The sequence below is a fragment of the Amycolatopsis jejuensis genome, assembly GCF_000717335.1.
Taxonomy (GTDB): Bacteria; Actinomycetota; Actinomycetes; order Mycobacteriales; family Pseudonocardiaceae; genus Amycolatopsis; species Amycolatopsis jejuensis.
On record NZ_JNYZ01000037.1, the window covers coordinates 102,488 to 123,340 of the forward strand.

The 20,853-nt window shown below is 68.7% G+C and carries 17 protein-coding genes, 1 tRNA gene and 1 pseudogene; 12 read left to right on the top strand and 7 right to left on the bottom strand.

Annotated features, from left to right (window positions below; all coding sequences use genetic code 11):
- Window positions 1–238 precede the first annotated feature (238 nt).
- Window positions 239–1,453 carry a PucR family transcriptional regulator gene (locus OO71_RS38170; RefSeq protein ID WP_033294901.1) on the bottom strand — a complete coding sequence of 405 codons (1,215 nt, stop codon included), beginning with the start codon at window positions 1,451–1,453 and terminating at the stop codon, window positions 239–241.
- Window positions 1,454–1,607: 154 nt separating this feature from the next.
- Here OO71_RS38170 and OO71_RS38175 point away from each other — a divergent pair, with 154 nt between their 5' ends.
- From OO71_RS38175 to OO71_RS38190, 4 genes are all read left to right on the top strand, one after another.
- A complete protein-coding gene (locus tag OO71_RS38175) occupies window positions 1,608–2,522 on the top strand; it encodes an ABC transporter ATP-binding protein (RefSeq protein ID WP_033294902.1) in 915 nt (304 codons plus the stop codon).
- A 17-nt stretch (window positions 2,523–2,539) separates the two neighbouring features.
- Window positions 2,540–3,736: an ABC transporter permease gene (locus OO71_RS38180; RefSeq protein ID WP_033294927.1), complete on the top strand. Its 1,197-nt coding sequence runs from the start codon at window positions 2,540–2,542 to the stop codon at window positions 3,734–3,736.
- A gap of 1,326 nt (window positions 3,737–5,062) precedes the next feature.
- Window positions 5,063–5,929: a mechanosensitive ion channel family protein gene (locus OO71_RS38185; RefSeq protein ID WP_084145562.1), complete on the top strand. Its 867-nt coding sequence runs from the start codon at window positions 5,063–5,065 to the stop codon at window positions 5,927–5,929.
- A 563-nt stretch (window positions 5,930–6,492) separates the two neighbouring features.
- Window positions 6,493–7,131, top strand: a complete 639-nt coding sequence (locus OO71_RS38190) for a nicotinamide mononucleotide transporter family protein (RefSeq protein ID WP_033294903.1) — start codon at window positions 6,493–6,495, stop codon at window positions 7,129–7,131.
- A 39-nt stretch (window positions 7,132–7,170) separates the two neighbouring features.
- On the opposite strand, the gene OO71_RS38195 is transcribed toward OO71_RS38190, so the two are convergent.
- Window positions 7,171–7,413, bottom strand: coding sequence for a hypothetical protein (locus tag OO71_RS38195; protein WP_033294904.1), 243 nt, complete (start codon window positions 7,411–7,413; stop codon window positions 7,171–7,173).
- Between the two features lie 443 nt (window positions 7,414–7,856).
- Here OO71_RS38195 and OO71_RS38200 point away from each other — a divergent pair, with 443 nt between their 5' ends.
- Window positions 7,857–8,171: a nuclear transport factor 2 family protein gene (locus OO71_RS38200; protein ID WP_033294905.1), complete on the top strand. Its 315-nt coding sequence runs from the start codon at window positions 7,857–7,859 to the stop codon at window positions 8,169–8,171.
- Between the two features lie 1,101 nt (window positions 8,172–9,272).
- Here the strand turns inward: OO71_RS38200 and aceE are convergent.
- Window positions 9,273–12,068 carry a pyruvate dehydrogenase (acetyl-transferring), homodimeric type gene (gene aceE / locus OO71_RS38205; RefSeq protein WP_033294906.1) on the bottom strand — a complete coding sequence of 932 codons (2,796 nt, stop codon included), beginning with the start codon at window positions 12,066–12,068 and terminating at the stop codon, window positions 9,273–9,275.
- A gap of 376 nt (window positions 12,069–12,444) precedes the next feature.
- Between aceE and OO71_RS38210 the strand changes: the two genes are divergently transcribed.
- The 3 genes from OO71_RS38210 (at window position 12,445) to OO71_RS38220 (ending at window position 13,512) form a co-directional block, all read left to right on the top strand.
- Window positions 12,445–12,879 carry a DUF3052 domain-containing protein gene (locus tag OO71_RS38210; RefSeq protein ID WP_033294907.1) on the top strand — a complete coding sequence of 145 codons (435 nt, stop codon included), beginning with the start codon at window positions 12,445–12,447 and terminating at the stop codon, window positions 12,877–12,879.
- A gap of 56 nt (window positions 12,880–12,935) precedes the next feature.
- A complete protein-coding gene (locus tag OO71_RS38215; protein ID WP_033294908.1) occupies window positions 12,936–13,400 on the top strand; it encodes a peroxiredoxin in 465 nt (154 codons plus the stop codon).
- Window positions 13,401–13,440: 40 nt separating this feature from the next.
- A tRNA-Val gene (locus tag OO71_RS38220) sits at window positions 13,441–13,512 on the top strand.
- A 247-nt stretch (window positions 13,513–13,759) separates the two neighbouring features.
- Here OO71_RS38220 and OO71_RS38225 read toward each other — a convergent pair.
- A complete protein-coding gene (locus OO71_RS38225) occupies window positions 13,760–14,935 on the bottom strand; it encodes an aminotransferase class V-fold PLP-dependent enzyme (RefSeq protein WP_033294909.1) in 1,176 nt (391 codons plus the stop codon).
- 46 nt (window positions 14,936–14,981) lie between these two features.
- Between OO71_RS38225 and OO71_RS38230 the strand changes: the two genes are divergently transcribed.
- Window positions 14,982–15,605 carry a GntR family transcriptional regulator gene (locus OO71_RS38230; RefSeq protein ID WP_033294910.1) on the top strand — a complete coding sequence of 208 codons (624 nt, stop codon included), beginning with the start codon at window positions 14,982–14,984 and terminating at the stop codon, window positions 15,603–15,605.
- A 7-nt stretch (window positions 15,606–15,612) separates the two neighbouring features.
- On the opposite strand, the gene OO71_RS38235 is transcribed toward OO71_RS38230, so the two are convergent.
- Entirely contained in the window at window positions 15,613–17,154 is a 1,542-nt protein-coding gene (locus OO71_RS38235; RefSeq protein ID WP_084145563.1) for a CocE/NonD family hydrolase, read from the bottom strand.
- Window positions 17,155–17,261: 107 nt separating this feature from the next.
- Between OO71_RS38235 and OO71_RS52665 the strand changes: the two genes are divergently transcribed.
- Complete coding sequence (locus OO71_RS52665) at window positions 17,262–17,657, top strand: transposase (RefSeq protein ID WP_033294930.1); 396 nt, start codon at window positions 17,262–17,264, stop codon at window positions 17,655–17,657.
- Between the two features lie 40 nt (window positions 17,658–17,697).
- Window positions 17,698–18,159, top strand: a complete 462-nt coding sequence (locus OO71_RS52670; RefSeq protein ID WP_245633911.1) for a transposase — start codon at window positions 17,698–17,700, stop codon at window positions 18,157–18,159.
- A gap of 294 nt (window positions 18,160–18,453) precedes the next feature.
- Here OO71_RS52670 and OO71_RS38250 read toward each other — a convergent pair whose 3' ends face one another.
- Window positions 18,454–19,368 (bottom strand): asparaginase, encoded by a 915-nt coding sequence (locus OO71_RS38250; protein ID WP_084145565.1) that lies wholly within the window; start codon window positions 19,366–19,368, stop codon window positions 18,454–18,456.
- A 32-nt stretch (window positions 19,369–19,400) separates the two neighbouring features.
- Window positions 19,401–20,051: a FadR/GntR family transcriptional regulator gene (locus tag OO71_RS38255; protein ID WP_033294932.1), complete on the bottom strand. Its 651-nt coding sequence runs from the start codon at window positions 20,049–20,051 to the stop codon at window positions 19,401–19,403.
- A 455-nt stretch (window positions 20,052–20,506) separates the two neighbouring features.
- On the opposite strand from OO71_RS38255, the pseudogene OO71_RS49610 reads away from it, so the two are divergent.
- A pseudogene (locus tag OO71_RS49610) lies at window positions 20,507–20,853 on the top strand (PHP domain-containing protein); the annotation flags it as partial.

Below are 20,853 nucleotides of genomic sequence, written 5' to 3' on the forward strand. Positions count from 1 at the left end.
TGCTGAGATGCGGGCGGTCACCAAGTCCATGCGGCGTTATTGGAGGAAACCTCCAAAGACCCGCGGAAGAACCCGGCCCTTAACCCATCCGCCTTGTGGGATTCAACCAGCGCTTGCCGTGAAGTCCGTCACCCGCCGCGACCCCGGGCATCGCCCCAATGTGGCATTGGGTGCATGCGACGCACCCAATGCCACATTCGCTGCATCTGACGCACCCAATGCCACATTGGGGTGCGTTTCACCAGAGGCCGCGGGCGCGGGCGAGCCTGCCGACGGTGAGCGCGACCCGCAGCACGAGGGCGTCGCGCGCGTCGGTCGGGTTGCGCCCGGTGAGCTCGGACGCCTTGCGCAGCCGGTAGCGGACGGTGTTGGGGTGCACGAACAACGCCTGCGCACAGCGTTCCAGCACCCCGCCGGTGTCCAGATAGGTCTCGACGGTCCGCTGCAGTGCCACGCCGGCCTCCTCCAGCGGCCGCGCGATCTGGTCGACGAGCTGCCGTTCCGCACCCGGGTCGCCGGACAGCGCGCGTTCGGGGAGCAGGTCGTCCGACCGGACCGGCCGCGGCGCACCCGGCCAGCCGACGACGGCCCGCAGCCCCGACAAGGCCTCGGCCGCGCTGTGGTGGGCCTCGGCGAGCGTGGGCACGGTCGGCCCTGCGACGACGGGTCCGTCGGCGAACACCGACGACATCCTGGTGAGGATTTCGCGTTCCTTCGGCCCGCCGTCGGTGTCGCCGCCGATCACGATCACGAGCCGCGAACCCTGTACCGACAGCAGCACCGGACGGCCGACCCGTGCGGCTCGGGCGCGGACGTCGAAAACCACCGTCGGAGGGTCATCCGATGGTGGGTTTCCGACCACGACGGTCGCTGCGGCAGCCGGGTCCCAGCCGAGCGCGGCCGCGCGCGACAGCACGGACTCCTCGGTGTCGCCACGGACGATCCCGTCCACCACGAGTGCTTCGAGCCGGGCGTCCCACGCGCCGCGGGCTTCCGCTGCGGCAGCGTAGGAATTGGCCGTGGCGAAGGCGATTTCCCTGCCGTAGCGCAGGATTCCCTCGATCAAGGCGGCACGTTCGGCTTCGGTGGCGGAGAATTCGGGTAGCTGCTCCTCGAAGACCTCGATCGCGAGCCGCACCATCGCGACCGCCTGGCGCAGGCTGATCCAGCGCGACAGTTCGGTCGGTGCATCGCGGAATGCTTCGGTGGTGAGCTTCAGTGCCTCTTTCGAGTCGCGCAGCCACGCGACGAACCCGCTGGCCCCCGTCTGGGTGATGAGCAGGACGCTGGCGCGCTGGTCGGCAGGCAGCCGCGCGAACCACACGAGGCGCTGTTCCATCGCCGCGACGCTCGCGCTCGCGAGCCGCCCGGAGGCGTGCTCCAGGCTGCGCAGGGTTTTCGCGGACAGCCCGTGGTGCTTGGGCACCCGGCGTCCCCCGGTCGTGTCGGCCATGTCGGAACCGATCCTACGTCCAGTGCCCGCCTGCAACTTTCGGCGGACGACCGGCAACCTCCGGAGGTGGGCGCCGGGGCCCCGGAGTGCCTAGGATCCGGGGTCTGGGGTGGCAGGGGATCACCCCTCGCAGGAGCCAGAAGGGGGACGGGCGATGGCAGAGCCCGGTCTGGAGATCGACGGGGTCTCCAAACGCTACGGCACCGTGGTGGCGCTGGAGCAGATGACGTTCGACGTACGGCCCGGCGAGCTGTTCGGTTTCGTCGGCAGCAACGGCGCGGGGAAGACCACCACCATGCGGATCGCGCTCGGCGTCCTGAGCGCCGACGCGGGCCAGGTGCGCTACGCCGGCGAGCCGATCACGCACGAAACGCGCAGGCACATCGGGTACATGCCCGAGGAGCGCGGCCTTTACCCGAAGATGAAGGTTGGCGAACAGCTCACGTACCTCGCGCGGCTGCACGGCATGCCGGCCGCCGAGGCGAAGGCGTCGAGCGACCGGTGGACCGAGCGGCTCGGCGTGGCGTCACGGCGCGACGACGAGGTGCAGAAGCTCAGTCTCGGCAACCAGCAGCGTGTGCAGCTGGCCGCCGCCCTCGTGCACGAGCCGCGGATCCTGGTGCTGGACGAGCCGTTCTCCGGGCTGGACCCGGTGGCCGTCGACGTGATGAGCGACGTCCTCAAGGAAAAGGCGGCCGAGGGCGTGCCGGTGGTGTTCTCCAGTCATCAGCTGGATCTGGTGGAGCGCCTGTGCGACCGGATCGGGATCGTCCGGAGTGGACGGATGGAAGCGTCGGGAACGGTGGCAGAGCTGCGTTCCGGCGCGGTCACGCGGTTGCTCGTGGACGCACCGGACGCCCCGGAAGGCTGGGCTTCGGGGCTGCCCGGCGTCACGGTTCTCGGCCGCAAGGGGACGGTGACCGAGCTGGAACTCGCTGACGGTTCTGACGACCAGGCGGTACTACGCGCGGCACTGGCGACCGGCCCGGTCCGCGAGTTCGCCCGGAAACTGCCTTCGCTGACCGAGTTGTTCCGTTCTGTCGTGAGTGACCACCAGGAGGCGGCGTGAGCGGGAACGATGTCCGGATGAGCCCGTTGTCCGCGGTCGGCCTGGTGGCGTCGCGGGAGATCAGCATCCGGGTCAAGTCCAAGGCGTACCGGATCACGACGCTGGTGATGCTGCTGCTCGTGGTCGCGTTGACGCTGGTGTTCAAGGTGATCGGCGGCGGCGGAGGCGGCGCAGACTCGACGGTCGGTTATGTCCCGTCCGCCGCCCAGCTGGCCGAGCCGCTGTCGGTGACGGCGAAGTCGATCGGCCAGAACGTCGCGACCCAGCAGGTCCCGGATCAGCAAGCGGGACAAGCAAAACTCCAGGACGGCTCGATCGACGCGCTCCTGGTGCAAGACGCCCAGCGGGTCCACGTCCAGGTCAAGAAGACGCTGGACCCGAAGCTGAAGAACGCGCTCACCGTGCTCGAAAGCCAGCTCGCGCTGGACCAGCAGATCACCTCACTGGGCGGCGATCCGGCGAAGGTGCACCAGACGATCGCCCAGTCGTCGATCGACGAGCTGCCGCCGCTCGAGAAGCCGTACGACTACAACGGCCAGCAGCTGGTACTGGGCATCGTCGCGGGGATTTTGATCTATCTGTCGCTGATGATCAACGGCCAGAGCGTGGCGCAAGGCGTGGTCGAGGAGAAGACGTCGAGGGTCGTCGAGCTTCTGCTGTCGACGATCAAACCGTGGCAGCTGATGGCCGGAAAGGTCCTCGGCATCGGAACGGTCGGGTTGATCCAGATGGTCCTGATCGGCGCGGTCGGGCTGGCCTCGGGCCTGGGCTTCGGGGTACTGACGATCTCGGTGTCAGCGGCGGTCGGCACGGTCGTGTGGCTGGTGGTGTGGTACCTGCTGGGGTTCTTCATGTACTCGATCGTGTTCGCCGCACTGGGCGCGTTGGTGTCCCGCCAGGAGGACGTCGGCGGCGCGACCATGCCCGCGCTGATGCTGGTGATTCTCGGTTATGTGGTAGGGATTTCGGTCCTGCCGACCGACCCGGGCAACTCGTTTGCCGAGGTGCTGTCGGTGATCCCGATGTTCGCCCCCACGCTGATGCCGATGCGCCTGGCAATGGGCGGAGTACCGATCTGGGAGGCGATCCTGTCGGTCGGCTTGGTGGTCGCACTGATCCCGGCGTTGATCTGGCTGGCGGCAAGGATCTACCGGAATGCCGTGATGCGCACCGGGGCGAAGGTGAAGCTTCGGGATGCGTTGAGCGCTGCTTGAGCTGGCTGTCTGGCGTTTGGGGCCGTGAGGCCGTGAGGCCGTGAGGCCGTGAGGCCGTGAGGCCGTGAGGCCATGAGGCCATGAGGCCATGAGGCCATGAGGCCATGAGGCCATGAGGCCATGAGGTCTTGATGCCGTGAGGTCTTGAGGTCTCGGGGTCTTGATGCCGTGAGGTCTTGAGGCTTGGGGTCTTGGGTTTCTTGAGTCTTGATGCCATGGGGTCTGGAGGCTTGGGGTCCTTGAGGTCATGATGCCGTGAGGTCTTGGGCTTCTTGAGGTCTCGGGGTGGCCGACGGGCGGTGCAGGGGTTCCGTTTGCCACCCCTGCCCACCCGACGCAGTTGATCCCGCCGCCGCGGCGCCGCCCTCATCGGGCCACACCGCGGCGGCGCGCTGCGCGGTCTGCGCCGCCCTGCCCGCGCCGCTTATGTTGCGCGTGCCCGGCCATGGGCGCGCCAGCCTTTGCCTGATTGCCGTATGTCCTGCCCCAGTTGCGTCAACCCGACCCCGGCAATCCAACCCGCACCGGCCCGCACCAGGGGTGCCCGATCGCGCACCCCAGCCTGGCGTGCCGCCGACGCCCCCCAGAACGCTTCGGCTCGCGTTCCTCCCGGCCTCTACTCTCGGTGGGCGCATCCGCCGCACCCCAGGCTCAGCCAGCCGACCCACTCACCCACGTGGGTTAGCGGTATCGGGTGAGTTACGTGAACCCCACCCCAGCCCGGACGGTCCCCAACCTCACCGCCGCATTTCCCGATTCCCGCCCACCCTCGCGACCGCCGCTCCGGCACCCTCACGAAACCGCGGCCCCCTCACGAATCCCCGGTCATCGCCCGGCAACTCCCGGCACCTTCCCCGCAACTCGGCCCGCGCCATTCCCCGCTCATCGTCCGAACCCGGCGCGGAATCGCCGTCTCGAATACCCGGCACGCCCACCGGTTCAGCCGGAAAACCCCAGCGCAACGCCCCATCCGGAGCCACGAATCCGGCGCGCCACCCAATACGCGCAAACATGACCACGAGATGAACGCCGACACCCGGATAGGAAAACGCGACCACCATTCACAAATGCCCTGCGGCCAGACGCCGGAACAATCGCCGGAAAATGTTCGAGGCCGCTCGGCGCTTGCGGTTTTCGCTGCGCCGAGCGGCCTCGTCTCCCCGGTCCCCACCGGTAGGTCAAGTATGGCCGTGGTTGATCTTCCCGCGCCAGTCGTCTCACTCGATCGTGGTGCACGGCACTCGTGTGCGCTGGGTACCTGTCCTGCGACCCGGTGCGACAGGACGCTGCCGGAATCCACGTCGAACCGCGGCGAAGGGAGCCAGCGTGGGTGAACAACTCAAGGACGGACTCGGACAGGCCTGGAATCTTGTGGCCACGTTCGTCCCGAAACTCGTGGGTTTTCTGATCATCCTCTTGATCGGCTGGCTGATCGCGAAAGCCGTGTCCAAAGGGCTCGGTCTCGTTCTCGGAAAGCTCGGTTTCGCACGGATGGTGGAGAAGACCGGGCTGACCGGAATGGTGAAGGGCGCGAATCTCGACGCCACCACCGTGCTCGTGAAACTCGTCTACTACTTCATTCTGCTGATTGCGCTGCAGCTGGCGTTCGGGGTGTTCGGTCCGGCGAACCCGGTGAGCCAGCTGCTGAACGACATCATCGCGTTCCTGCCGAGGATCGTGGTGGCGCTGGTGCTGATCGTGGTGGCCGCAGCGATCGCGAAGGTGGTGCGGGACGTCGTCACATCGGCGATGACGGGCCGCTCGGCGGGTCGCCTGCTGGGCACGATCGCGTACTGGCTGATCATGGCGTTCGGCATCATCGCGGCGCTGGGCCAGGTGAACATCGCAACGTCGGTCACCGGCCCGGTACTGGTCGCGGTACTGGCGACCATCGGAGGCGTCATCGTGGTCGGCTTCGGCGGCGGCCTGATCAAACCGGCTCAGGAACGCTGGGGCGGGTGGCTGGCGAACCTGCAGGGGCAGGTCGGCACCGGGGGCGCGAACTCCGGTGACGGCTCGCAGCGCCAGGTAAGCGGCCAGCACCCCCAGGCAGGCACGCAGACGCAGGCGTACCCGCAGGCCCAGTCCGGAAACCTCCCGCAGACCGAGCAAACCCGCCAGATGCCGGCGGACACGGGACGCCCCGGCGAAACTCCGACCCCACCGGCAGGCTTCGGCCGCGTGGACCGCTGACCCGCAGCGGATTGCCGGTTACCGCCCCCACTGGCCAACAGGCGGGGCGGTAACCGGCATTCTGGCGTGCTCGCGGGTGGTGGCCCGGGGCGGCTGGAGTTCGGTGGGTGGGTGGCGGATCGGCGGGTTGGTGCGCTCGCGGTTCGGGTTGATGCCCCGGGGCGTTCGGGTGCGCGCCGCGGGGCGGCGGGCTGGGGCGCTCCTGGCAGGTTGACGGCCGGGAAATCGGAGGATGGTCTGCCGGTGGTGGTCTCGCGTTCGCTGCCGGTCGGCGGCCGGGAGATTGGGCACGGCCTCTCTGGGCAGTCGGGCGCTCGCGGCCGGGGATCGGAATACGGATCGCGCGTTCGGGGATACCGGGCGCGTGTGGTGTGGGGACGGTGATCAGGCAAGCGTGTCCGGGTGAGTGAGCGCGTCCCTTCAGCGGAGGCTCGGTGTCAACCGACCTCCGCTGTTTCGTGCCCGGGGGTCCACCGTTCGGGACTGTCTCGCGTCTCACAGTGGCCGGGGAATTGCGGCGTCCTGTTGCATGTTGGGAGGCGTAGATCGGAAGGGGTGCCGACGTGGAGTTTCTCCTGCACCACGGCGTGACGGTGTTCGGCCAGTGGATCTCGATCGCGGAGCTGGCCGGGCAGGTGTTCGCGTTGGCTGTCGTGTTCCTTGCGCAGCGGCGGACGCTCTGGACGTGGCCCGTGCAGGTCGGCGCCACCGTGTTGCTCTTCTCCGTCTACGTGTCCGCCCACCTCGGTGGCTTGGCCGGGCGGCAGATCGCCATCCTCCTCATCTCGCTTTACGGCTGGTGGGCCTGGAGCCGCCGGACTGACCCGGTGTACGGCGTCGTCGTGCGCAAGGGCCGGTGGACCGAGAGGGCGGTGATGCTGGGGGCGTTCGCGGTCGGCACGGTCGCGATGGCGCTGGTGCTCCAAGCCCTCGATGCATCGTGGGCGCCCTGGCCGGACGCTGCGATCTTCATCGGCACGCTCGTCGCGTTCGCGGCGCAAGGGGTCGGGCTGGTGGAGTTCTGGGGCGTGTGGCTGATGGTCGACGCGATCGGCGTGCCGCTGCAGATCAGTTCCGGACTGTATTTTTCGGCCGCGATCTACGTCGTCTTCGCGGCACTGGTGATCCACGGCTGGGTCACCTGGAACCGCTCCGCCCGCGCGGCGGCTGCCGAGGATAGGGTCACAGCCGTTACCGGTTGAGCCGGGCTCTTCGCAAATGGCATGCGCCGCAAGCAGATTTCACACGCCGAGGGCGAGGTGACCGTCGGGGGTCAGCTCGGCTCGAGCCCACTGCCCGATGGCGCCGCGCGGTGCCGCCGCACGGATCAGCCCGGCACGCACCAACTCGTGCGCGGCGGACTGATCACAGCACGGCAGGCCGTCGACCCTCAGGTCCGGTTCACAACTCCGCGTGAGCTCAGCCCGCCCCGCGGCGATCGCGCGCAGCATCGCCAGCGCGCGGCGGTTCAACGTGATGGACATCGTTCTTCCCCTCGTGGTGCTCCCGAGAGAGGAGACGTGATGGCCGTCACGGGATACGTCCGCTCGGCGATGGCTCGCCGTGCCGGGTTAGCGCCCAGCCCCACGCGCGCTGCCTGGCTCCGCGGCGGACTCGCTGGATCCACCGCACACCGCTGCTAGGTAATGGCGGGACTCGCCGCGCGCCGTCGCCGGGGTACTGGCGAGACTTGCTGCCCGCCGTCGCCGTCGCCGGGGCATCGGCGAAGCATGCTGCACGCCATCGTCGGGACACCGGCGAGACTCGCCGCACGCCGGTGGAAGCCACGAGATCCGTGCACCGGTCCTGAGATGCGCGACTCCCACACCGGTCCTGAGATGCGCGACTCCCACACCGATGCTGGGATGCGCGACCCGCACACCGATGCTGGGATGCGCGACCCGCACACCGATGCTGTGATGAGCCTATGACCGACCAGATCACCGACCCGGCGGTGCGCGCGTTCGTGGACGCGCTCAACGCAGGGGACCGTACCGCGTTCCGGGCTGCGTTGACGCCGGACGCGAGCATGTCCGACGACGGCACCGACCGCGACCTCGACGACTGGACCGAGCGGGAGATCTTCTCCAGCCAGGGACACCTGGAGGTCGAGACAGCCGGGGACGGCGGCCGCACGATCGTGGCGAACTACTCCAACTCGACGTGGGGTGCGATGCGGACTCGATGGACGTTCACAGTGCGCGACGGGAAAATTGTTCGATTCGAAACGGGGCAGGCTTAGCGGGCGTGTCTTCGACTGTAGCGCGGTTCGCGGCGTGAAGACAGGTCGATCTGCTCTGAGCAGAGCGGTTCTGCTGTGGGCAGAACGGGGTTGTGAAGCCAAAAACGTTGCTGTAGTGGGAAATGGCTCGGAGAAGGAGGGTGCTGCGGCAGGGGTCGGCGCTGCGGTCGGTCGCTGTCGCGGTTTGTGAATCGGAGTGGCGACGAGAAGCGGGGTGGCCATGAGAAGGCCATGTACACAGCCGATTATCGTCAGGTCCAGTAATGGAGTTGCGGCGAATAGCTGACTGGCAAACGGAAACCGCCGCCCTGCTTGCCGAAAGATGCGCCAAAGCAGCAGTGGCCGCCGGATGGGAGCTCAGTGCCGCTTGGTGGCTGGCGTGGCAAGGGGTAGTGGCCGCCGGATGGGAGCTCAGTGCCGCTTGGTGGCTGGCGTGGCAAGGGGTAGTGGCCGCCGGATGGGAGCTCAGCGCCGCTCGGTGGCTGGTGTGACAGGGGGCGGTGGCCGTCGGATGGAAGCCCTGTGTTGCAAGGCGGCTCGTGCGACAGGGGACGTCGGACAGAAGCCGTACTGCGCGCGCCACGGGCCAGGGCCGCCATGGTGTCGCCCCGGGCAGGATTCCCGTGTCCACTCACACTTCCGTGTGCGATCCATCGAATCCTGACCCGCATCGTGATTGCGTCGCACGTGCATCATCCGTGTGAAACCGGTGGGCGCAAAGGCGAACGGCAGCGCCGACCGTACCCGAGGATGTCCCGACTGGAGTCCACATCGGACACTCCGAGCAACACGTTCGGGTGGAATTCCGCGCGTCAGTACGCCTGCCGGGCGCGGTAGGCAGCGCTGACGCACGGCTCGGGCGGCGCGTCTCCGCGAGACCGGGGAGTGGCTGCCCGGGCGAAAACCCGGCGCAGCCACTCACGAACCGAACCGAACTGAACCGAGACGAACCGAGACGAACCGAACCGAGACGAACCGAACCGAGACGAACCGAACCGAGACGAACCGAACCGAGACGAACCGAACCGAAACGAGGCGAACCGAATCGGAACGAACCCAAACCGGAACGAACCGAACCCAAACCGGAACGAACCGAAACGGTCAGGCGTTACCCGAGTCGGACGTCTGCGGCCCCGCAGCCGTCACATCGTCGATCCTGTACCGGCGTGCTGCCTCGCCCGCCTTCGACTGGTCGACCTCGCCGCGCTTGGCCAGCGCCGACAACGCGCCGACGGTGATCGACTCGGCGTCCACCAGGAACTTGCGACGTGCGGCCGGGCGGGTGTCGGAGAAACCGAATCCGTCGGTGCCGAGCGTGAGCATGTCGGTGGGTACCCATGGGCGGATCATGTCCGGCACCGCGCGCATCCAGTCCGACACCGCCACGACCGGCCCGGAAACGTCCGCAAGTCGTTGCGTGACATACGGAATCCGCGGCGTCGCATCCGGGTGCAGCAGGTTTTCGTGGTCGATCTCGACGGCCTCGCGGCGCAGTTCGCCCCACGACGTCGCCGACCACACCGCGGCCCGCACTCCCCATTCCTCGGCCAGCAGCCGCTGTGCCTTGAGCGCGTCCGGCATTGTGACGCCGGACACCAGGATCTGCACCTCCGGACCGTCGCCCGCGGGCGCGTCGGCGTACCGGTAGAGGCCCTTGAGCAGGCCGTCCACGTCGAGGTTCGCCGGCTCGGCCGGTTGCTGGTACGGCTCGTTGTAGATCGTCACGTAGTAGAAGACGTTCTCGCCGTTGCCGTCCGGGCCGGTTTCGCCGTACATGCGACGCAGGCCGTCCCGCACGATGTGCGCGATCTCGAACGAGTACGCCGGGTCGTACGCCACCACGGCCGGGTTCGTGGCCGCCAGCAGCAGCGAATGCCCGTCTGCGTGCTGCAGGCCCTCACCGGTGAGCGTCGTGCGCCCGGCGGTGGCGCCGAGCACGAAACCGCGGGCCATCTGGTCCGCCGCCGCGTACAGGCCGTCGCCGGTGCGCTGGAATCCGAACATCGAATAGAAGATGTAGATCGGGATCATCGGCTCGCCGTGCGTCGCGTACGACGTGCCGACGGACGTGAACGACGCGGTGGACCCCGCCTCGTTGATGCCCTCGTGCAGCAGCTGGCCCTTCTCGGATTCCTTGTACGCCAGCATCAGGCTCGCGTCGACCGAGGTGTACGTCTGGCCGTGCGGGTTGTAGATCTTGGCGGTGGGGAACATCGAGTCGAGGCCGAACGTACGGGCTTCGTCCGGGATGATCGGCACGATCCGCTTGCCGATTTCCGAGTCCTTCGCCAGCTCGCGGACCAGCCGGACGAACGCCATCGTGGTGGCGACCTCCTGCTTGCCCGATCCCTTGCGGACGCCCTCGTACACCTTGTCGCCGGGCAGCACCAGTGCCTTGGCGGTCTTCGGCCTGCGCTCGGGCAGGAACCCGCCGAGTGCCTTGCGGCGGCCGATCATGTACTCGATCTCGGGCGAAGCCGCACCCGGGTGGTAGTACGGCGGCAGCTTCGGGTCGCGCTCGAGCTCCTCGTCGCTGATCGGGATGCGCTGCGAATCACGGAACAGCTTCAGGTCGTCGAGCGTGAGCTTCTTCATCTGGTGCGTGGCGTTGCGGCCCTCGAACGCCGGGCCGAGGCCGTACCCCTTGATGGTGTGCGCCAGGATCACCGTCGGCTGGCCGGCGTGCTCCATGGCCGCCTTGTACGCCGCGTACACCTTGCGGTAGTCGTGCCCGCCGCGCTTGAGGTTCCAGATCTCGGCGTCGGTGAGGTCCTTGACCAGGTCCTTCGTGCGCGGGTCACGGCCGAAGAAGTGCTCGCGGACGAACGCGCCGTCGTTGGCCTTGTACGTCTGGTAGTCGCCGTCCGGTGTGACGTTCATCAGGTTGACCAGCGCGCCGTCGCGGTCCGCGTGCAGCAGCGAGTCCCACTCACGGCCCCAGATGACCTTGATCACATTCCAGCCCGCGCCGCGGAAGTACGACTCGAGCTCCTGGATGATCTTGCCGTTGCCGCGCACCGGGCCGTCGAGCCGCTGCAGGTTGCAGTTGATCACGAAGGTGAGGTTGTCGAGACCCTCGCCCGCGGCCACGTGGATGAGGCCGCGCGATTCGGCCTCGTCCATCTCGCCGTCGCCGAGGAACGCCCACACGTGCTGGTCGGAGGTGTCCTTGATGCCGCGGTCACGCAGGTAACGGTTGAATCGTGCCTGGTAGATCGCGTTCATCGGGCCGAGGCCCATCGACACCGTGGGGTTCTCCCAGAACTCCGGCATCAGCCGCGGATGCGGGTACGACGGCAGGCCGCCGCCCTCGCCGGCGTGGCTGTACTCCTGGCGGAAGCCGTCGAGCTGCTGCTCGGACAGCCGCCCCTCGAGGAACGCGCGGGCGTACATGCCGGGGGAGGCGTGGCCCTGGAAGAAGACCTGGTCACCGCCGCCGGAGTGGTCCTTGCCGCGGAAGAAGTGGTTGAACCCGACCTCGTACAGCGCCGCCGACGACGCGTAGGTGGAGATATGGCCGCCGACGCCGACCCCGGGCCGCTGCGCGCGGTGCACCATGATCGCCGCGTTCCAGCGGATGTACGCGCGATACCGGCGCTCGATCTCCTCGTCGCCGGGGAACCACGGCTCGTTCTCGGTGGGGATCGTGTTGACGTAGTCCGTGGAGATGAGCGCCGGGACACCGACGTTGCGCTCGCGGGCGCGCTCCAGGATGCGCAGCATCAGGTACCGGGCACGCTGCTGGCCGCCGCGGGCCAATGCCTCGTCGAAGGAGTCCAGCCACTCGGCGGTCTCCTCCGGGTCGATGTCGGGCAGGTGCGCCGCGAGTCCGTCACGGATGACGCGTACGCGTGCCGGGGTCTCCTTGCCGGAGGCGCCGTCGTTCTGCGGGGCCAAGGGGTCTCCTTGTAGCTGGTCGTGCTGGTGGGCGGGAGTGTCCGCCGACGTCCATGGTCGTCCCCGATCCGGTTCCCGTCACCCCTACTGCCCGGTAACAAGGGTCGACCCGAGTGCCGCCACTCCCCACGCACGGTGTATCGCGCGCGCGTTTTCTCTCCTCCACCCTAGAGGAGCGTCCTCGCGGCGGCCGGGCCGGACGGCCACCCGGGGTCGCGCAGGGGTGCGGTGGGCCCCTACGCTGCGACACGACTTGCGAAAGATCCGGTGTGGACGGTTGCGCGCAGCGCCGCGCCAGTGTTCGCTATCGGACAACCGGGTACCCGAGTGCGGTGTGTATTCGCCGTGCTCCATAGCAGTTGGAGGAGTGGAAGCAGTGGTCGCCGCGGGAGACGCAGGCAACGCCGGCGTCGCCGAGAGCCTTGGCATCAAGCCGGACATGGTGGTCCAGGAGATCGGCTGGGACGAGGACGTCGACGACGACGTCCGCGCGGCGATCGAGGAGACGACCGGCGGGGAACTCCTCGACGAGGACGCACAGGAGGTCATCGACGTCGTGCTGCTCTGGTGGCGCGAGAACGACGGTGACCTCGGCGACGCGCTCGTCGACGCCCGCAGCCCGCTGGACGAGAACGGCGTGATCTGGGTGCTGACCCCGAAGACCGGGCAGCCCGGGCACGTCGAGCCCAGCGAGATCGCCGAGGCGGTGCCGCAGGTGGGGCTCGCGCAGACGGCGAACATCAGCGTCGGCCCCGGCTGGCTGGGCACCCGGCTGGTGTCTCCGAAGTCCTCGAAGGCGAAGCAGCGCTGACCACGCGATAGGGTGGACGGGCACGCTCGTGTTCGCTCTGGAGAGGAAACGCCGGTATGGCCGTCGAGGTCGGTTCGCAGGCCCCTGACTTCACGCTCAACGACTACAACAAGCAGCCGGTCACGCTGTCGCAGTTCAAGGGCGACAAGCCGGTGCTCCTGGTGTTCTACCCGTTCGCGTTCAGCGGGATCTGCACCGGCGAGCTGTGCCAGCTGCGCGACGAGTTCGCCGACTACGACGGCAAGGGCGTCCAGGTCATCGGCGTCTCGGTCGACACGCCGTTCTCGCTCAAGGCGTGGGCCGAGGTCGAGGGTTACCAGTTCCCGCTGCTGTCGGACTTCTGGCCGCACGGCGAGGTGGCGAAGAAGTACGGCGTGTTCAACGAGGACGCCGGGCTGGCCGTGCGCGGCACGTTCCTGATCGACACCACCGGCGTGGTCCGCTTCGCCGAGGTCAACGCGCCGGGCGAGGCGCGGGACCAGTCGGGCTGGAAGAAGGCCGTGGCGGAACTGGCTGCATGATTTCTCGTTCGCCGGAGCGGGGTTGCCCGCTCCGGCGTCGGGGCGCATAGCTCAGCGGGAGAGCACTCGGTTTACACCCGAGCGGTCGCAGGTTCGATCCCTGCTGCGCCCACCGGACCGGTCTCATTCCAACCCCATCCGGTGAATTCCTCACCGGATGGGGTTTCTTCATTTTCTGGACCCCTACGCGGCAAAGCGCCTCCCAAGCCGGGACTCCCCCACTGCCCCGGCCCGGGAGGCCGTTTGCGTCGCCCTGCCGGGCCTGCCCCCTCGACAGGCCCGGCCGCAGCGCCCCGCGGGTGTTCGCAAGACAAGAGGCGCCTGCGGGGGCCGTGGATACTGCGGCAAACGGGTGATCGTCACCTGGCCGCCGGGAGTGCCTCGATCAGCCGGTCGATTTCGTCCTCGGTGTTGTAGTAGTGCACCGACGCGCGGACCAGGTCCGGCAGGTGGCGGGCGGTGAAGTCGTACTGCGCCGACGTCGCGCGGGAGATGCTCGTGTTGACCTTCGTCGCGTTCAGCTGCGCTTTGACGTCGTCGGCGGGTACTCCCTTGATGCTGAACGTGACCAGCCCGCATTTGCGCGTCCCCGCATCGTGGACGGTCACCCCGTCCAGGGCGCTCAACCGGCTCCGGAGCGTGGCACCCAGCGTGAGTACCCGAGCCTCGATGGCCGGCAAGCCCCACTCCAGCGCGTAATCCACGGCCGCGCCGAGGCCGAGAACGGCGGCGAAATCGCGCTCCCATACCTCGAACCGCTTCGCCGTCGGGTCGACCACGTACTCGGCGGGTGAGGTCCACCTGGCCGAATGCAGGTCGAGCATCGCGGGTTCGAGCCGTTCCCGCAGCCGCGGGTGCACGTACAGGAATCCGGTACCGCGAGGTCCCCGCAGGTACTTGCGTCCGGTGGCGCTCAGCGCGTCACAGCCGATGCGCTCGACGTCCAGGTCCAGCTGCCCGGCCGACTGGCACGCGTCGAGCAGGAACGGGATGCCTGCCTCGCGCGCGACGGCGCCGATTTCCTCGGCCGGGTTCACCAGCCCGCCCTGCGTCGGCACGTGGCTCACCGCGATGAGCTTCACCTTCGGGTCGATCCGGCGGCGCAGGTCGGCTACGTCGAGCCGGCCGCTGGCGTCGTTGTCCACCACCTCGACCCGGGCGCCGGTGCGGCGCGCGATCTGCAGGTACGCGATCGCGTTGCTCGCGTACTCCGAACCGGCGGTGAGAATCCGATCACCGGGACCGAACCGCAGCGCGTAGAACACCGCTTGCCACGCGCGGGTCGCGTTGTCGGTGAGCGCGATGTCGTCGGGGGAGGCGTTGAGCAACCGGGCGATCGAGGAGTACACGGCCGCAATCCGCTGCTGGGCGAGGTCTTCCGCCTCGTAGCCGCCGATCTGCGCCTCGGTGCGCAGGTAGTCGACCATCGTGTCGGTGACCCGCGCTGGTGGCAGCGCGGATCCGGCGTTGTTGAAGTGTGCGACGCCGGTGCAGCCGGGCGTCTCGTTCCTGGCGCGGGTGACATCGAAAGGCATATGAACTGAATACAGTAGCTTCGATCTGTATGCAATACTGCCGGACATGACCAAGCGACTCCTGCGGGGCGAGCTCATCGAGGAGATCACCGCCCGCGTCCTCGACGGGCGGCTCGCCGCGGACGGCCGGATCAACGAGGTCCATCTCGCGCGTGAGCTGGGCGTCAGCCGGACGCCGCTGCGGGAGGCGCTGATCGGGCTCGCCGACCGGGGGCTGCTCGTCGCCGCTCCGGGGCGGGGTTTCCTCGTCGCGCCGTTCGACCCCGACGAGGCCCGCCGGCTGTACCCGCTGGTCGCCGAGCTGGAAGCGCTCGCACTGCGCTGGACGTCGCCGCTCGAACTCGCTTCGCTGCCGGACACGCTCGACCTGATCGCCGACGAGATGGCCGCCCTCCCCGCGGCCGCCGATCTGTCCACTGTGGACGAAAAATGGCATGCGGCACTGACGTCCCGCTGCGGCAACCCGCACCTGCTGCGCCTGATCGCGCAGACGAAACCGCTGCTGAAACGCTACGAGTCGGCGTTTTTCGGCGGTGCGTCCCGCGCGGCGGACAGCATTGCCGAGCACCGCGCGATCGCGGCCAAGCTGCGCGACGGCGACCTGCCCGGCGCGTCCGAGCTGCTCGTCCGCAATTGGGTCAAATCCCTGGTGTACCTGGAAAGGGGCTGACCACGCGTCAGCGCGCCGGGAAAACCGGCAGCGTGACGCGCGACGCCCGGGTCGCGTCGTGGAACACCTCGAACCGGTTCGGAACGCCGTCCACCGCGGACGAAACCGGCTCCCCGGTTCCGTGGTTCCGGGCGAACCGGGGGAACGCGCCACCGGCCACCTGAACGCGCAGCCGGTGCCCGCGGCGGAAGCGGTACGCCGTCGGGTCGAGCTCCACCTCGGCCTGCACCACGCCGTCGGCATCCGGTTCCAGCATGCCGGGACGCAGCCGCAGGATGCCGTCGGTGACGTTGCGCGAGATGCCGCTCCGGTCGACGTCGCAAAGCCGCACGTACACGTCTGCGTGCGCCAGCTCGGTCCGCACGAACACGGTGGCGGCGACGTCGCCGATCACGTCGAGATCAGCGACGAGCGGCTCGCCGGTGAACACCAGGACGTCGTTGCGCGCCTCGGCCGCCGAGTTGTCGCGCTGCTTGGTCTTCCCGGCGAGCAGCGGGCCGCCGACTGCCGGCGTGGGATCGGCCGGGTCGTACGTGAACGGCGTGGGCGCGGCTTCCCCGGGCACCGCCTCGCCGAGGCCGCCGATCGGGCGCAGATGAGCGGGGGTGGGTTGGACAGCGGGAGGCCATTCGTCGAAGTCGAGCCAGGTGGCCGCGTGCTGCAGGAAGACCCGTACGGGGGAGCGGTGCAGCTGCGCGCGGTCGCCCGCGAGATGCGCCCGCAGGAACCCGACCTGGTCCTGGATCAGCGTCCGCATTGCGCCCGGATCGCTGTGCGCCCACGGCCCGATGGTGATCCGCGGCTTCCGCCCGGCGTCCTGCAGGGTGCGGAAATCGCGCAGCTGGGTGCGCAGGAACAGGTCGTACCAGCCGGTGACCATGCTGACCGGCACGGCGAGCCCGGCGACCTCGGCGCTGTGGTCGGACATCGCCCAGAAGCCGTCGCCCGGCTCGGCATGGCCGGTGACGTCCCGCAGGAACTGCACCGGACGGCCGATCGCCGCCACGTCCGCACCGCCGATCGGCAGGTGCGCCATCGCCCGCCGGGTCCGCTTGGCCTGTACCGGATTCGGCAGCGCGGAGAACCGCTCCTCCTGCCTGCCGATGAGCGCCGACCACGACACCATGTTGTCCGCGGCGAGCGCCCCGCCCGGGTAGAACGTGCTGACGAACTCCGACGCGGTGACCCCGAGGCACACGGCTTCCAGCGGCGGGTCGAGGTACGGGCCGACTGCCCATTGGGTATGGCCGAGGTAGCTGGCACCGGCCATCGCGAGCCGCCCGTCGCACCAGGGCTGGGCGCGCAGCCATTCGGCGGTGGCCAGGCCGTCTTCGCGTTCCCGGTGGAAGGGGCGGAAGTCGCCCTCGGAGCCGAAGGTGCCGCGGGTGCTCTGGAGGACGGTCTGGAGGCCGTGGCGGGCGAAGGTGGTGCCGAGGAGTTTGGACAGCGGGCCGGTGCGGCCGTAGGGGGTGCGGATCAGCACTACCGGGCCGGTGGTTCGGCCGGGTGGGGTGTAGCGGTCGGCCAGGAGGTGGATGCCGTCGGGCATGGGGATGCGGAGGTCTTTGGCGATGTTCGGGGGTGGGGGGTCGGTGGGTGGGAGGCTTAGGGCGTGTCTGACAAAAGTTCCGTCTGTTGGCTGGGATGCTGGTGGTTGTGTCGCGGTTTCAGTTGCTGTCAGACGATCAGTGGGCGTTGATCGAGGATCTGCTGCCGGTTCGTACCGGTAAACGCGGACGCCCGTTCTCCGACGCGCGAGCGATGGTCGAAGGGATCATCTACCGGTATCGATGCGGGATCGCGTGGCGGGATGTTCCGGCGGTGTTCGGTCCGTGGCAGACGATCTGGACCTGGCATCGCCGGATGGCCAGTGACGGAACCTGGGACACCGTGCTGCAGTGCCTGCTCACCGCCGCAGGCACTGCCGGGCTGGTCGATTGGTCGGTGTCGGTGGACTCGACGATCGCTCGTGCGCATCAGCACGCCACCAACATCACCCGCTCCACAGGGGGCTGGGTCGAACTACACGGATCTGCTGACCGAGCCGCCTGATCACGCGATCGGCCGCTCCCGAGGCGGGTGGAGCACCAAAGTGCACCACCTCGTCGACGGGAACGGCCGGCCGCTGGTGACAGTGGTCGGACCCGGCCAGGCCGGGGACGCACCGATGTTTCCGCACCTCATGCGACACCTGCAGGTCCGCCGAATGGGAGGTGGTCGGGCACGCACCCGGCCCGACCGCGTCCGCGGCGACAAGGCCTACTCTTCGCGGGCGATCCGCCGGCATCTGCGCGACCGCGGGATCGCCGCAGTGATTCCCGAACGGGCCGATCAGGCTGGGCACCGCAAACGCCGCGGTTCCCGCGGCGGTCGCCCGCCGGCATTCGATCCGGTGGACTACCGCGGGCGCAACGTGGTCGAACGCCGGTTCAACCTGGTCAAGCAATGGCGTGGGCTGGCAACTCGTTACGACAAGCTCGCCATCGTCTACCGGTCAGCGGTTGTCCTGCACGCCGTAATCACCTGGACCGACGCTTTGTCAGACACGCCCTAGTGCGCGGTCGAGGAGTCGGGTCAGCACGGTGGTGACGTTACGCGTGGGTTTTGCTTGGGGCGGTTCGTTGCGGTGGGGGCACCCCGAAGCTGGATTGTGACCGTGTTGGGGCTTCGGATCGGGGTGCAGGGCGGGGGCTGGCTGCCCGGGTCCGGGTGGGTGCCTCAGCTGCGGTTGGGGTCGCGGGGTCGCGGGCCTCGGGAAGGCTGTGAAGGGAACCTTCACGGAATGTGGCGGGCTGTGAAGGGAACCATGAGGGAATCTGATTCCGTGAAGGTGGCCTTCACGGAACGCTCACGCGGCCAGCTCTCGCGTGATGCGGAGGGTGGGGCTGGTAAACGGGGTGAGTAGCTCCGCAGAGACTCCGGCTCTAGCCAGGGCCGCGGCCAGTACAGCTGGCCTGGCGCGGTCGCTGCCGTCGGCGATTTTCAGGGCTACTGCGGTTCCGTTCGGCAGGGCGGCCAGCTGTACGGCCTCGAAACCGTCCTTCGCGATCAGGCCTGGTACCGCCTGCATCAGCCGAGTCACGTCGCGTCTGCTGCCTGCCACCAGGTCCGGGTGTTGCCGGATTCCGTTGGCCACCAACGCTTCCGGTGAGCCGTCGGGAGCGGTCGCGATCTGCGAGGCGGCTCTCGCCAGGCCTCTCAAGGAGAGGGCGAACAGCGGCGCTCCGCAGCCGTCTTCGGCGACTCGCGGCACCGTTTGCCCGGTCATGTCCTCGACGGTTTCCCGGATTGCGCGCTGCAGCGGGTGTGCGGGATCGAGGTAGCCGTCGGTGTCCCATCGCTGCTCACCGCAGACAGCCAGCATGGCTGCGTGCTTGCCGGAGCAGTTGTGCGCTAGGCGGGACGGACGGCGTCCGGCGGCAACCCACGTGTCCCGTTCCGCGGGGTCGTACGGCAGGTCGGCGGGATTTCCCAGGTCGTCCTCGGTGAACCCGCGGCTTGCGAGTACGGCGCCTGCCGCCTCGAGGTGCCTGGGTTCGCCGGAGTGGCTGGCTGCGGCGATCGCGTACCCGGGCGGGCCGAGCCGCAAGCCCAGCCGGGCCATTGCGGTCGCTTGCAGCGGTTTCGCGGTGGACCGTGGGTACATCGCGACGTCCGGGTCGCCTGCTTCGAAGATCGTCGAGCCGTCGGGGGCGAGTACGACGACCGAGCCGTGGTGGACGCCTTCGACCATCCCGTCCCGCAAGAGGTGCACCAGAGGCACGTGACGGGGTTCTCGTTGCTGGACTTCTTCGGTCACTCGGGGGTTCCGCTCACGATGGTGGTCAGGGTCTGCTCGACGTGGTCGAGGTGCTCGGTCATCGCCGCCACGGCGGCCTCGGGGGTGCCGTCGGCGATCGCTGCGACGATTCGGCGGTGCTCGATGTTCGACTGGGTACGCCGTCCGCTCAGCTGGTTCAGGAACGCCGACTGCCGCGCCAGCGCGTCCCGGATCTCCTCGATGACCTTGGCGAACACCGGATTGCCCGACGCCCGCGCGATCGCGACGTGGAACTGCGAATCGAGCGCCACCCAGTCCGCCGGGCCGGTCTCGGCGTCCATCCGGTCGACGAGCTCGGCGAGCTGCGTGAGCTGGCCTGCGTCGCGGCGGCGGGCTGCGTAACCGGTGACCGGGACCTCGACGTGCCGGCGCACCTCGACCAGGTCGCGCGCGGAGTAGTCGCCGAACGTGGGGTTTTCGGGCGGGCCGGTGGCAGTGACGAAGGTGCCCCGCCCGGTGCGTGACACGGTCATCCCGAGTGCCTGCAACGCGCGCAACGCCTCGCGCACGACCGAGCGGCTGACCTCGTATTCGCTGCCCAGCGCCGCTTCCGACGGCAGCTTGTCGCCGACCTGGTACACGCCGTGCTCGATGTCGTGCCGGAGCCGCGCCAGTACGGCGTCCAGTGCGCTGACCCGCTGCGGCAGGCCAGCTGTCCGGCTGTCTGACAGGTTCACGCGATCATGGTCCGGGTCCGGCGGGTTCGGTGTCAAGGCGCGGACGGTTCACGCTCCCGGGTGACAGCTGCGCCCCCGGTTTTTGTCGGTGGTGAGTGCGAGGGTGGTGGCAGCAGAAAGAGAGCAGGGAAGAGCGCCGGGACGAGAACCGGAAGAGAGAACGGGATGAGAGCACGGAGAGAGCACCGGCGAGCGCCGCCGGGAACGGATCCGGCCGCCGCCCGGCGAGTCGGAGCACCACGCACGGCCGGTGGAGAGGGAGGATGCCAGGGAGCTGTTCGAAGTCGAGCCGTAGTGCCGCGCCCGACTGCGGCGGACGAGGCGCTGCGGACTAGGGTGGGCAGCCCGGGCCCGCCGCGTCGACCGGAGCCGGGAAGCCGTCTGCCTAGGGGAGGTTTTCGCTGGTGTCGAACGATTCTTTCGTGCACCTGCACGTTCACACCGAGTATTCGATGCTGGATGGTGCGGCGAAGATCGGCCCGTTGTTCGCGGAGGCGGCCCGGTTGGGGATGCCGGGGGCAGGCGTCGCAGCGGGGGTCGGACGAGTTCGGTGAGGGCGGCGATGTTTCCGGTGGTGGCGCGTATACGCATATGACGATGCTGGCGGAGAATGCGACGGGGTTGCGGAATCTGTTCAAGTTGTCGTCGTTGGCGTCGATGCAGGGGTATTACCGGAAGCCGCGGATGGATCGTGAGCTGATTGCGGAGAATGCGGCGGGGATCATTGCGACGACGGGGTGTCCGTCGGGTG